General features: G+C 42.8%; 20 protein-coding genes. 11 read left to right on the top strand and 9 right to left on the bottom strand.

The window, feature by feature from the left end; translation table 11 throughout:
* The first annotated feature begins 20 nt into the window (after nt 1-20).
* The 9 genes from DWZ47_RS03385 to DWZ47_RS30585 are packed head-to-tail and all read left to right on the top strand — an operon-like array spanning nt 21 to nt 3,921.
* Complete coding sequence (locus DWZ47_RS03385) at nt 21-935, top strand: ATP-binding protein (RefSeq protein WP_117512316.1); 915 nt, start codon at nt 21-23, stop codon at nt 933-935.
* Nucleotides 932-1,609, top strand: coding sequence for an ATP-binding protein (locus DWZ47_RS03380; RefSeq protein WP_004310120.1), 678 nt, complete (start codon nt 932-934; stop codon nt 1,607-1,609). The genes DWZ47_RS03385 and DWZ47_RS03380 overlap by 4 nt, the downstream gene beginning before the upstream one ends.
* Nucleotides 1,575-2,009 carry a hypothetical protein gene (locus DWZ47_RS03375; RefSeq protein ID WP_004310121.1) on the top strand — a complete coding sequence of 145 codons (435 nt, stop codon included), beginning with the start codon at nt 1,575-1,577 and terminating at the stop codon, nt 2,007-2,009. Before DWZ47_RS03380 ends, DWZ47_RS03375 begins: the two co-directional genes overlap by 35 nt.
* Complete coding sequence (locus tag DWZ47_RS03370) at nt 1,996-2,220, top strand: hypothetical protein (protein WP_004310122.1); 225 nt, start codon at nt 1,996-1,998, stop codon at nt 2,218-2,220. Before DWZ47_RS03375 ends, DWZ47_RS03370 begins: the two co-directional genes overlap by 14 nt.
* Before the next feature lie 23 nt (nt 2,221-2,243).
* Entirely contained in the window at nt 2,244-2,891 is a 648-nt protein-coding gene (locus tag DWZ47_RS03365) for a DUF3164 family protein (protein ID WP_004303282.1), read from the top strand.
* Nucleotides 2,888-3,274, top strand: coding sequence for a hypothetical protein (locus DWZ47_RS03360; RefSeq protein WP_004310123.1), 387 nt, complete (start codon nt 2,888-2,890; stop codon nt 3,272-3,274). Before DWZ47_RS03365 ends, DWZ47_RS03360 begins: the two co-directional genes overlap by 4 nt.
* The gene (locus tag DWZ47_RS03355; protein WP_004303280.1) at nt 3,271-3,534 is read left to right on the top strand and encodes a hypothetical protein; all 264 of its coding nucleotides are present in this window, start codon (nt 3,271-3,273) and stop codon (nt 3,532-3,534) included. Before DWZ47_RS03360 ends, DWZ47_RS03355 begins: the two co-directional genes overlap by 4 nt.
* Nucleotides 3,535-3,541: 7 nt before the next feature.
* On the top strand, nt 3,542-3,745 hold the full coding sequence (locus tag DWZ47_RS03350) for a hypothetical protein (RefSeq protein ID WP_032856000.1): 204 nt from the start codon (nt 3,542-3,544) through the stop codon (nt 3,743-3,745).
* 14 nt (nt 3,746-3,759) lie between these two features.
* Nucleotides 3,760-3,921 carry a hypothetical protein gene (locus DWZ47_RS30585; RefSeq protein WP_195210084.1) on the top strand — a complete coding sequence of 54 codons (162 nt, stop codon included), beginning with the start codon at nt 3,760-3,762 and terminating at the stop codon, nt 3,919-3,921.
* Nucleotides 3,922-4,009: 88 nt separating this feature from the next.
* Here DWZ47_RS30585 and DWZ47_RS03345 read toward each other — a convergent pair whose 3' ends face one another.
* The gene (locus tag DWZ47_RS03345; RefSeq protein ID WP_032856001.1) at nt 4,010-4,234 is read right to left on the bottom strand and encodes a hypothetical protein; all 225 of its coding nucleotides are present in this window, start codon (nt 4,232-4,234) and stop codon (nt 4,010-4,012) included.
* A 42-nt stretch (nt 4,235-4,276) separates the two neighbouring features.
* Here DWZ47_RS03345 and DWZ47_RS03340 point away from each other — a divergent pair, with 42 nt between their 5' ends.
* Nucleotides 4,277-5,068: a hypothetical protein gene (locus tag DWZ47_RS03340; protein ID WP_004310124.1), complete on the top strand. Its 792-nt coding sequence runs from the start codon at nt 4,277-4,279 to the stop codon at nt 5,066-5,068.
* 389 nt (nt 5,069-5,457) lie between these two features.
* On the opposite strand, the gene DWZ47_RS03330 is transcribed toward DWZ47_RS03340, so the two are convergent.
* From DWZ47_RS03330 to DWZ47_RS03315, 4 genes are all read right to left on the bottom strand, one after another.
* A complete protein-coding gene (locus tag DWZ47_RS03330) occupies nt 5,458-5,946 on the bottom strand; it encodes a formyltransferase family protein (protein WP_070750654.1) in 489 nt (162 codons plus the stop codon).
* A complete protein-coding gene (locus DWZ47_RS03325; protein WP_117512315.1) occupies nt 5,921-7,075 on the bottom strand; it encodes a GNAT family N-acetyltransferase in 1,155 nt (384 codons plus the stop codon). The genes DWZ47_RS03330 and DWZ47_RS03325 overlap by 26 nt, the downstream gene beginning before the upstream one ends.
* The gene (locus DWZ47_RS31250; RefSeq protein WP_004303272.1) at nt 7,072-7,197 is read right to left on the bottom strand and encodes a hypothetical protein; all 126 of its coding nucleotides are present in this window, start codon (nt 7,195-7,197) and stop codon (nt 7,072-7,074) included. Before DWZ47_RS31250 ends, DWZ47_RS03325 begins: the two co-directional genes overlap by 4 nt.
* A 68-nt stretch (nt 7,198-7,265) precedes the next feature.
* A complete protein-coding gene (locus DWZ47_RS03315; protein WP_004303271.1) occupies nt 7,266-7,508 on the bottom strand; it encodes a hypothetical protein in 243 nt (80 codons plus the stop codon).
* Between the two features lie 233 nt (nt 7,509-7,741).
* Here DWZ47_RS03315 and DWZ47_RS03310 point away from each other — a divergent pair, with 233 nt between their 5' ends.
* Nucleotides 7,742-7,999 (top strand): hypothetical protein, encoded by a 258-nt coding sequence (locus DWZ47_RS03310; RefSeq protein ID WP_007765947.1) that lies wholly within the window; start codon nt 7,742-7,744, stop codon nt 7,997-7,999.
* A gap of 8 nt (nt 8,000-8,007) precedes the next feature.
* On the opposite strand, the gene DWZ47_RS03305 is transcribed toward DWZ47_RS03310, so the two are convergent.
* The 4 genes from DWZ47_RS03305 to DWZ47_RS03290 form a co-directional block, all read right to left on the bottom strand.
* Entirely contained in the window at nt 8,008-8,607 is a 600-nt protein-coding gene (locus DWZ47_RS03305; RefSeq protein WP_032855846.1) for a hypothetical protein, read from the bottom strand.
* Between the two features lie 11 nt (nt 8,608-8,618).
* Complete coding sequence (locus DWZ47_RS03300) at nt 8,619-9,197, bottom strand: hypothetical protein (RefSeq protein ID WP_117512354.1); 579 nt, start codon at nt 9,195-9,197, stop codon at nt 8,619-8,621.
* Between the two features lie 83 nt (nt 9,198-9,280).
* Nucleotides 9,281-11,830, bottom strand: coding sequence for a DUF935 family protein (locus tag DWZ47_RS03295; protein WP_117512313.1), 2,550 nt, complete (start codon nt 11,828-11,830; stop codon nt 9,281-9,283).
* 32 nt (nt 11,831-11,862) lie between these two features.
* Nucleotides 11,863-12,288 carry a hypothetical protein gene (locus DWZ47_RS03290; RefSeq protein ID WP_004303265.1) on the bottom strand — a complete coding sequence of 142 codons (426 nt, stop codon included), beginning with the start codon at nt 12,286-12,288 and terminating at the stop codon, nt 11,863-11,865.
* Nucleotides 12,289-12,290: the final 2 nt, after the last annotated feature.

Raw genomic sequence — 12,290 nt, 5'->3', positions numbered from 1 at the left:
CAATTTAAAAGATATACAACATGGATAATCAAGCATTAAAAACGTACATAGAGAAGTTAATCAATCGCGGATCATCTGCAACGGAGTTGGCGCGTAAATGTGGAATATCGGATACCGCCATGTCCCAATTCAGAAGCGGCAAGTATGGAGCGAATGAAGACTCCATCGCTGAAAAGATTGCTTCCGGTCTAAATTACTACGAAAACGCCTGGAATGTAGTGGAAAGCGTCACCAGTTACCAGCAGGTACGCACCGCGTTCGTTGCTGCAAAGAAGAATCACAAATGGATGTGTATATCTTCACGTTCCGGTAGTGGAAAAACTCAATCCCTCATAGACCTTTATAACATGAGTGCTGATAATTCAGTCATATATCTGAAATGCCGGAAATGGACAGCACGTAAATTCCTGACCAAGTTAGCCACATGTATGGGAGAAACAGTAATACGCTATATGGATAACGACGACCTGATGGACTTAATTGTTTCACACATTAACCGTATGGCTGGAAAATCTCCTTTGTTAATCCTTGATGATGCCGGAAAATTAGCGCACAGTGCCCTTTGTACGTTGATACCGCTATATGATGACACTTTACACCGTTTGGGGGTTATCGTAGCCGGAACAGAGACGCTGGAACGTAATATAAAACGTTATGTTGGTCGTATAGAAGGATATGATGAAATCGACGGTAGATTTTGCCGGAACTACATCGCATTACTGGGAGCTACGAAAAAAGATGTCAAAGCCATTTGCGCGGCAAACGGGATCAATGATACAGAGGAACAGGAAACCATTTGGGGAAAGTTGAATAAAGAGAAAAAAGAGCCTGTGCCGGGAAAATATGTTTGGTTTACCGATGATTTGCGTGAACTGTCCGGCATGATCGAAGACCGTATAATCAAACAACAAATCGAGCGTGGAGAACTGGCATGAAAGTTTGGAGTCAGAAGAACCTAGAAGACATCCGACATGAATATATTGATTTTGACGGTGAATGGTATTTGGCATTCGGTCGTCCTGAAAAGTCCGGTTGCTGGATCATTTACGGAAAGTCGGGACAAGGAAAAAGTTCTTTCGCTCTGCAGCTGGCACGCAAATTTGATGAAATGGGGCTTCGTGTTCTTTATCTAACATTGGAAATGGGCGCGTGTGACGACTTCGTGAACTCCGTGCTTGATGTAGGTATCAGCAGTAAGACAAACAATATAATCTACTCGGACGAAGCCACCATCAAAGAATTGGACGAATACTTGTCAAAGCAACGTAGCCCGGACGTGATAATGATAGACTCCATACAATACTTCGAGCAGCAAGGGGGAGCGAAAGCCCCCGAAATAATCCGCCTGCGCAAGAAGTATCCGCGAAAGATATTTGTCTTTATCTCGCATGTGGACGGGCGCGAGGTGGAAGGAAAAACCGCCTATGACGTGAAACGTGACAGCTTTAAAAGAATCTACGTGGAACATTTCAAAGCAACATTTATCGGACGTGGCAAAGGAGGTTCACGCGGATATTACATAGTATGGGCGGAAGGGTATCAAAAACATTGGATTGAAAATATTAAAAGTGATAATGATGGAACAGAAGACGAAGAAACCTATCAGTAAAAGCCTTATCAAACGCCTGCATATCATATACAGCGCACAAGGCATTGATGACGAACAAAAGCGGGCTATCCTGCTAGACCTAACGGACGGACGGACAAATACCACAAAAGAGTTGACATACAGCGAAGCAATGTATCTCTGCGGCTATTTGAACGGTGCGAAAAAAGAAAACAGGGATTTGACTATCACCGAACGGGAAATAAGGAGGCGCAGGTCGGCTGTTCTGAAGAGAGTGCAGCGGATCGGAATCGACACAACGGACTGGGGAGCGGTAAATGCGTTTTGCCTTGATGTCCGGATAGCTGGAAAGAAGTTTCGCGAACTGGACGGGGAAGAACTTCTCCTGTTGATACCGAAGCTGGAATCAATATTAAAGAAGAAAGAAGATGGCGGATATTAGTGCGGAACAACACCGGATTAACCGGATTAATGAATTACTGGATCGGCTTGACAAGATTCCCGGTGAACTGGATGCTATACACGAAAAATTGTATGCCGGGAATATGGATCGCAATACATTTGCGAAGCTGGTAGACCAAAGGTCATCGCTTTATATCGAAGTGGAAAACAAGGAACGGGAACTGAAAGAAGTATATAAAATCAAATTGTAATTAATCATTTAAAAGTTAATAGTATGGATATTAGTAAATTGTCAAAAGAAGAAAAGGCGGAACTGTTGCGTAAACTGAAAGAGGAAGAAAAAACAGAGTCCATTCAGCGGAAAGAAACCTACGAAGCATTGAGGCATCAATTCATGTTCGATGTGGAAAGTAAACTCATGCCAGTAGTGAATGACGTTCAGGGCTTTTATGATTGGATTGTAGGTGAAAGCAAGGCTTTCCGCAACGTGATGCGGGAATACGGTCAGCTCCGTATGCGTCAGGGTGAAGAAACCGCCACTTTTTCAGTAGTAGACGGGAACTTCAAACTGGAGGTAAAAAGCAATAAGGTGAAAAGTTTTGATGAACGTGCCGATCTCGCTGCCGAAAGGCTGATTGACTACCTGAAGAATTATATAGCCCATTCAGAAAAAGGAGTCGATGATCCGATGTATCAAATGGCGATGACGCTTCTCGAACGTAACCGTCAGGGGGATTTGGACTATAAGTCTATAAGCAAATTGTATGAATTGGAGTCACGTTTTGATGAAGAATATGCGGCTATCATGCAGTTGTTCAAAGAAAGCAATGTCGTGTATAAAACTGCAACTAATTACTATTTCCATAAGCGTGACGAGAACGGAGTATGGCGTCGTATTGAACCTTCATTCTGTAGATTATGATTATAGCAGTTGACTTTGACGGAACCATTAGCCGGGGGAAATTCCCGGCTATTGACGGGGAGCAACCATACGCTGGCGAATCGCTCCGGAAATTACATGATGAAGGACATAAAATCATTATTTGGACGTGCCGTACTGGTGATCAGTTATTGAATGCCATCAACTGGCTGTTGGAACGCAAAATACCATTTGACCGTGTAAATGACCATGATCCTGAAAATGTTGCCAAATATGGTGAAGGCGGGAAAAAGATATATGCCCATTGCTATATCGATGACAAAAACATTGGGGGCTTTCCCGGATGGCTGGCATGCATGAAAGAGATTGAACGGATGGAAGAAGCCTATAAAACTATTTTAAAAGAGGATAAAACTAAAGTATGAACAAAAAGAAGGAGATAATACGCACTATCAGAAATTTTAAAAGGATTCTGAAAAGTGGGAATGTGAAAACGGTATTGACCGTTAGTGATTGGGATATATATGCAAAAACATACACTATTGAGGAAATTGCCGCCCGTTTTTTACGAATAAAAGGTTATAATGTACAAATTACCATATCGGATAATACGGAGCACCCTTCCTACCTGTTTGGTTATATACGATTCTATCGTTATGCTAGAATCAAGTTTAATTCTAATTAGAAAAAAGATGAATGCAAAAGACCAAAGAAAACTATGCAAAGCCGGATATACAATCCTGCGTCGCCATGATTACCCCCAGCCGCATATCACTTTTAAAAGCGATATAAATCCGGATAGTTGGAAAAGGTATGGGGACAATTATCCTTCAAAAGCGGAAAGAGACCGGGCAATGAAACGTTTATTAACCGATGATAAAACGGTAGAAGATTAAAAATGGCATGAAGTATGATACGTAAACATTATAAAATTACAATTAAAGAAATCGGAGTGGACAAACCCGTTGAAACCGAATACAGTGGTTTTATTGACCGTAAAAGATTAATAACTTTTTATGGACTGAATAATCCCGATGTAGAGTGGTTTGACATTGAAGAAATTCCCGAATAACTTAAGAAAAAAATAGAAATGAACAAAAACTTAAATAAAGCAAAGACAGGAGTAACCCTATCTTTGACTGTTAAAGCTAAAATGAAGATTATAAAACTCTTTCATAATAGCGTGGTTTTTCATTCTCTGGATTCTGTTTGATTAGGTATCCATCATAAACTAATTGTGAAATCGCAAGTCCAACTTCACGTCCATCTTTTATGGAAGGTTCCAATGCTTGAGCCCATAACAAAAGCATATGCTTGGTTATGTCTGTTTGCCCAACTGTTGTGTTATTCAGTAATCCTTGTAAGATAGTGTCTTGGGTATTCATAAATATATATATGTTTAAGTGAATTGCAAAGATAAAAAAAATATGATAATAGCATGGTTCTCTTGCGGTGTAACTTCCGCAGTCGCTTGTAAGATAGCGTTGAGTTTGTATAATGATGTGCATATATACTATATTGAGACAGGTTCCGGACATCCTGATAATACCCGATTCCTTGCAGATTGTGAGAAGTGGTACAGGCAGCCTATCCACATTATCCGAAGCGACAAATATACTTGTGTAGCTGACGTTTTAAGGAAAGGTTTCATCAATGGTGCGCATGGTGCTGCTTGTACTCTTGAACTGAAAAAGAAAGTTCGGTATAAATTGGAAAAGGAATTGCAACATTGGGACGGGCAAGTTTGGGGATTCGATTACGACCCGAAAGAAATAAATCGGGCTATCCGGCTAAAGCAACAATACCCTGATACAAAGCCTTTATTTCCTCTTATTGAAAGGCAGATAACAAAGCCGGATGCGATGGGGATGCTTTGGAAAGCTGGCATTAAACAGCCTGTCATGTACTCAATGGGTTACAATAATAATAACTGCATCGGTTGTGTCAAAGGCGGTATGGGCTACTGGAATAAGATACGAAAGGATTTTCCAGATGTATTCAACGAGGTAGCACAGATTGAACGTGATGTTGGCGCAACGTGTCTAAAGGATAAAGACGGACGTATCTTCCTAGATGAATTACCAACATGGCGAGGTGACCCACTGGAAGAGATTATACCAGATTGCTCTCTTATCTGCCAGATAGAGTTTCAAGAGATACTTGATAGGCAAGTAGAACGAGTAATGAAAGGAAAAATTAGTATTAACGATGTAGCCTAATTAGGCTCAAAACAAGATAGAAATGAATAAGAATATAGTCGTAAAGAAGGAAAAACCTTTTTGTCAATTAAAGAAGATTCCTGGGGTAGAGAAGTACAAAGTTGATGCATATTGGATTAACGATACTAGCGATATAGAACCGACACTAGAATTGGGATATGCGTGCACTTCTTCTGGAAATAACGGAGCTATAAACATTTGGAAGGATGATACAGGAATGATTCGCAGTGAATTAATGCGACACTTAGTAGTTGTTGAAAAAAAACGTTTGTCAGCTATGCAGAAGTGGAAAAATGTGTTAGTGATTGGCTTAAAAGAATTAACGAATAACAATAATGAAGCCGTGCGGAACTTTTCTTCTGCACGGCTTTCGTTTTTTCTAAAAATGTTTATAACCGCTTGTCATAGCTTGAATAGCTTTCCACCTGCGGTATTTTTCGTATATATCCCATTTGAATATTGTCCAAGCAACGTACCAGCGTCCTTTCCATAGCGGGCAGAATATCACGCTCGTAAAAATCACGCGGACGGGCTGAATAGTCTATTTTGATTATTTCCTGTTCGCATATATCACCCGTGTCAAGTCCGTTATCCGCCCAAAACCATGTGGCAGCAGTGATTGGCTCTTGCCGTTTGTAAGCCCATTTGATTGAAGATGCGCCACGTCCATACGGCAGTGGTGACGGGTGAAATATCAATGTCCCGTAAAGCGGTTCTTTCAACACTTCCACCGACACCTTTTCCGTCAGAAGCGGGGCAATGGCTAGATCATACACTCCGGTGCTTTCGTTCCAAACACGGTAACCTTTCTCGCGTACACAGGCTTCCGCTATTTTGTAAGCCTGTGAGTCCTTATTTCCTAATATCTTGATGATCATATTCCCCAATATATTTAAATGCCTGTACTGCCCTGAAATGACCTCCGTATCCGGTAGAACATTTAGTAGATTTTCCTTTTCCCTGCATGGACTTTGCCATCGAACTTGCGCTTCTCGCCTTATTTGAACCATAAAGGCTGGCTCCTGTTTGTACCCATTTCTTTGAGTGCCGTAAAGCTCCGCATAACTGGGGATGTGAAGTATGGAAAAATACAGGTAGTTTTTTCCCACAACGTCCGTTCCCCTTCAGATGATATTCGCATACTGCAGCTAAAAATTTAGTGCCAACTCCGATGCCTTGCCATTCCGGCATGACTACCAAACGCGTCGAGCGATACGCTCCAGCTGTGAAAAGGGGGGCTACTGCCAAATGGCATACGGGCTCGTTCCCAATGAAACCCACGAAATATTCCGCAGCAACGGGCAACGGCAAGTCTAAATAATAATGCTGTTTAAACAGTCTTGGGAATACAGTTCCTCTGACCTTATAAATTTGAAGTTCGAGTTTTGGACGTTGCCGAAGACAGTCACGCTCGTAAAAGCGTGCCTCCGCAGTATCGTACACCCAATCCGGCTGCAACCATTCAATAATATCATAATGACAGGATAGAAGGACAATCTTACCTTTGCCACGTCTCCAAGTTTTAGAGAATGCTGCCGCACCCACTTTCGCGATCTGACGGTCAATCACGGACGTAAATTCATCAACGACGGCATGCTCCGGACGTTCGCAAGCCAAACGGGCTAAACCAGCGCGAAATTTCTCACCGTTCGACAGCACATTGAAGGGGCGTAGCCATGCCGGAACGTCACCCAAACCTACAGCCGAAAGCATTCCGGTGACCGTATTAAAATCCCCGTCCGGAGCGATGCAGTCAATAATAGGTTTATTGCTGTCCCAACCGGAATAAAGGTCATAAATCGGCTCGTTAAAGATTTTGCTTCCGATACTGGTTTTTCCACTTCCTGAAGGTCCGACAATCAAACCTATTTGCCATTCCTTACCCTCGATGGGCAATTCAGCCACCTTTTCCCAATCACAGCCTTTTTCCGCATTGAAAAGGCTTTTTACCCTTGCAGCGCGATAGCTGTCAAAATCGCTGCAATGGTGTCGTACTTCTACTCTCATACACTTACTACCTTTAAAGTTAAACCTTCAGCTTTCAGGCGTTCATAAATAGCCTGCTGTTCTTTTTCATCTGTGCAAATGACGATAACGCCATATTGCGGTTTATACGTATATTTTCCCATAACTAATAATTTGAGTTCGGGACAAAAGTACTCCGGGGCTGTCAATCCGGCACGATACATGAAGTTGTTTACACTGCAAACGTTTTGCAGTCACTTTGGAAACGCTTGATAAGACTATATACCTTTCTCTCACTGACAAGGTACTTGTCAGATAATGCCGCGACTATATAAGACACTTTCTCACCATGTCCTAACAGTTTCATATAATCCGCATACAGATCGATATAGCGACAATCTTCAAGCCGTATTCCGGCATCCTGTAATTTTTTTAGGAGTTCCCTATTAAAGTTTAATATCTCTATGACTTTCATAATACAAATTTGATTATCTTTGTCGCACCACTCATGTACGAAACGAAAATGCGCTGTATCGCAGCAGAAGGTATTAGCCCTCAGCTGTGCGATACAGCGCATTTTGTTAGTACGTGAGTGGTATTACTACTAACAGGCTGGGGGCTTTTTATAGCCTTTCCCCCGCAGGCTTATATTCAATTTTGACAAATCACCGGAAATCCGTATATTTGCGCTTATAATAATGCTTTCTTATGCGGAATCCTGAAATGACCAAAATACGTGACCGGAAGATGGTAGAAACGTTCTATCATCTCTATGATAAAAAGCGCATCCGTTTGGAGGATGTTCTTTTGCGTATGAGTCATGACCTGTTCTTTCTTGATCAGAACTACATCTACAAACGGATTTTTTATATATCGGAGAATTTATCATATTACGAGCAATTAAAAGAGGGCAAAAAGCCCGATTCAAAAAAGAACGATACAAATCAACTTAGTCTTGGTTTTTAACCGTTGCATCATAGATGATACAGCGGTTCTTCGTCTTCCGTTTTCTCCGGTAAGTCCCCATTGCTAATTTTCATTTCACGGTCTTTCATGTCGGCATGGCTTGCAAGTTCCATTGTGGTGTAATCCATGATTTCACATTCAAAGCTGATCCGGTACATGTTTCCCGCACCTCCCGACTCTTCCCGTCCGACATGGGTGCGTCGGAGCGTGCCGAAGTTCTTCCCCGATTTTCCGTGCAACATCATCCCCAGTAAAGTCAACAGATCAAGGAATGACAACGCCTCTTCCTGCATTTCCGCACCTTCACAGGTATCGGAAAAGGTTTCGTAAAACAGCCGGAAATCAATCTGTGTGTGAAGCCGCTGAACGAGCAACCCTTCGTCCTCGATGCCCAGCGTATTAAATTCAATGAATACAGCCGGGGACGAAAAGGGATGTTCTTCATCGAGAAAACTGACCTGTTCATGCCACATGTCGATGTGTTCAATCTCCGGTGTGTTTTCCATCCTTTCCCTTAGCTCGGAATACTCATCCGGAATAGATGCCAGGAACCCGTCTTTGCTCCGTATTATTTCAACCAGTTCTTTGTAACAGTCTGTCCAAATCATAACTATATTGATTAAATATTTGAGAATCGTTTGTCAATCTCCGACGCTATCCATGCGTCCAGCTGTTTCATGAATGCGGCAGATTCACCCATGTACTGACGTTTCGGAATCCTTATCCTGCTGCCCGCTTTTTTTAGTGCCATACCTTTGTAGAAGGAAGCCATTGTAGACAACCGTGCATTGGCTTTATTTTTCCGTAATTCGCCATTCTTTTTCTTTTGCATTGTTCCGGTTGACTTCATGTACAAATACCAAAAATAACGCTTCATCCGCTCCGTTACGACAATATACCCGCCCTCATTGTGAATCTTGGCGTATGCCAGCGGGTCAGTCTGAAAAGTAATGCGGTCTATCCCTCGACTGACTGCATGAATACTGTCGCGAAGTTTCCCGCTTTGTATCAATACGCCACGATCCGAACCGATTGTGAGTGACCTTTTAGCCCACGGTATCAGTGATGTATCAAGAAATCCCTGTCTGCGAAAATTCTGCTTGAAGAAGTTCACACCCGCAACTTTCGCGTAACGGTGCGCATCTTCTACCAGCGTGGATAATTCTTTGAAAAAATCGGGTAATTCAGTCCTTTCCATTTGCATTTCAAAATAAAATTGTATATTTGCAATGTTCGCGGCTGTAACAGGTCAAGAGCTCCCTTCAGGAGTGGTAGTTTCGGCTACTGCTCCTGAAGTTCTTTAAGAAGGTCAATTGTCTTTCCGTCCGCCACATCCTGCCATGACACTTTCACAGCTTTCCTCTTATAAATGAACACCATCTGCTGCCCGGAATACTTTTCGCCATACAGTTTGTATATGCCGTTCAGTTTGTTTTTCAGCATTTCCGGTTCGACAGTGTCAAAAGCGCTCAAATTGAATACAGTATATTCGCACTGCTGTTTTTTCGAACTGTCAAGTCCGTGTTTTATACCGCCCAGTCCCTGAATGTTTTTCAGGTCTGCCAGCTTTTCGTCAATCAGATATTCCGGGTTCTTCACCCCGTCCTCGTTGATGTGCGGGCGGATTTTCACTTTCATCTTCAGTTCCTTTGAAATTACCCGTGCGCTTTCCACATTCTTTGCCAAGTCTTTCGGATCAGCAAAATCGCTGATCATCACTTTCGATTCCGGATCACGATGGTAAGGAGCGTATAACTTGCTCCGTTCCGTCTCCTTCCTGATTTTTTCCAAATGCCCGTCGGGCATTGAGAAATAAGGATGTGCGACCGTGAATATCTCACCGGATTGCCCTACGTTGTTCGCAAAGGCATCCGGTATCGTCACAATAGGCGTAGCAGGCGTTTCCGGTTCGTCCGTTTGTTCGGCATAACACCTGCACCGATATCCGTTTGGCGGGTAGTTCCGCAGCCAAAACGGGTCGTTAATAGGTTTTACGACACCATCCAGTATCCTATGTGATTCTCTTACCCGTTCATCCCCTGCAGTCACATACTTCAGATTAGGCATTATATCCGCATTCTCCTTGAATTCCTGCCATTCACTGGCGCGTCTGCAGCTTGTTTCTGCCGTTTCAAATTCCGTGCGAAGGTAATTTTCATTATAGTCTTTATGAATTGCCATAACCTTTTCCCGGAAGTCCTCATAAGAAAGTTTCTTCCCCTTATCATCATAAAGGGCATCGTTCATCTCCTTAATTTCCTGATACGTCTTCGCTCCGGAGAACTTGAACAAGTTGTCACGTATCCGCTGGGTATCTTCCGCCAGTTCCGGATCATTATAGTCGTCTTTTCCCCATCCTTCAGCCGCCTTCTTATTCAGTTCCCCGTATGTCTTCCTGAATAATTCCTCATCAATATCTCCCGTTTTGACCTTTCGTTCATAAACTTGTTTCATCACCCTGCCGATGATGCCGCTGAAATCATACTCTCCGGCTTCCATGGAGGGTGACGTTACCGCTTCATCGTCCGGTTCGGTCTTTTTTTTTTGAGGGTCTGTTTTTGGCTGATTCGGCAATGTTCCTCCCTGTTGCTCACCACCGGGATTTTTCTTTTGACCAATGATCGGAAGCCCCGTTTTCTTTGCGACCTCTTCGTGGTCAAATTCAAAGGTATAAGCCAGCTTGTTGATCGCTTCGATGTATTCCGTGATAGACAAACTTTCCGTGTCGTCCCACTTCAGTTTCAGCCTTTCAAGTGGTTTATATACCGGGCTTATCTTCACCAGTTTAGGGATGATAATATAGTTAAAATAGAACTGGAAAATCATCTTGTCATATTCGTGCCGTGATTTTTCAACACGTTCATGGACTTCTGCCGTTCCTTCCCACGCCCCGTTTTCAGTTGTACCCGTCTGACCAAGCAAACGCTTGCTGATTTGGTTGTCACATCGTTCCTCTAACGGTAAAAAGGCATTGGTTGTATTTCCTCCGGCTTCTTTCCCATACTCGACCTTTTCATTTCCGGACAGGACTGCAAAGAAATTATTCCTGAAATCCAACATCATCTCGAATAATTCGTCCAACCGTTTTTTATCCTGTCGGTCTGAAGTAACGAAAACAGGAGGGATGCCATATTTTTCAATGTAATTCATCCATGATCCCAAACCCAGTTTCTTTGCAAGGATGATAATTGACAGTTCATTGAGCATCCCCAAAGCCCATGCGTTTCCGAACTGGACATAATAGGGCTCAAGTGCACCGTCCTTATATGACCATCCGGTTTTGTCTGACTCTTCCTTGACGATTATCATCTGTTGCGGTATATAGTTGGACATGGGAACTTCTTCTACATGGCTGATTTCCAAGTTTTCATCAAGATGGGAAATGTCGGCAAGCGATACTCCCTGTAACTGATGTAGAAAACAAATTCTGATAAGCTGGTGAAACCACGGACGATCCAGCAGTTTCTTCGCCTCCTCGTCCTCATTGCCATTGTCATCGACAAGGTTGAATTCCGCCTGTTGTACAGGTAATACACGATTGTCAATCGTCGTTTGTAAATGTTCGTCATTGTACAATGACTGGTAGAACCTGTACAGCAAGCCACGCCTGGGATCATCCGGATCGGTTGCCGAAGTTACCGCCATAATCCAATCATCAATGGTCTTTTCCCGGTAGACGACAGCCTGCCTTTTATAAGCAGCACTTGACGAAGATTGTGTCCCACTGCTATCCATCCGAAAATAATACTCATTAAGTACATTCTTCAGACTCATCCGACGAATTGCTTTCTGCTGAAACCAGTTGAATATTTCTCTTAACTTCTTGTACATAACATACCTTTTAAAAGCGGTTTAAAAACTATTTAAAGAAACCATCCGTTGTTCCGTGTATGACCAAACAGAATGGGAGATTCAACATTGCCTTCTTCATCTGTTACCAAAGGAATTTCAGGTGGCAGTGACATGATTCCGTCACGTAACTTGGCAAGTATAAGGTCAGCCCAGTCGTTCATGTCTGATAACGGGTTATTTCCCGTTTTCCGGGCTGCGTTCCGACTTACCGCACGGAAAGCGGTAATGCAGGATATTATCCGGATTAATAACCCCGTTCGTATTGGAGGAATACCGAATATCTTTTTCACGTCATAACGACCGCTTATATAGGCGGACACTTCACTGATGACAAGATCTTCAATCCCATTCAAAACTTCCTCGTCTTTTTCGATACTTTCAACCAGCAACCGATTTTGTATGACGGTCGTCAGGTCATCCATGTTGATATACTTCATAG

Source organism: Bacteroides sp. AF32-8BH (assembly GCF_003435205.1).
Lineage (GTDB): Bacteria > Bacteroidota > Bacteroidia > Bacteroidales > Bacteroidaceae > Bacteroides > Bacteroides ovatus.
Note: the sequence above shows the minus strand (reverse complement) of the source record. Positions and strands in the feature narration are given on the sequence as shown.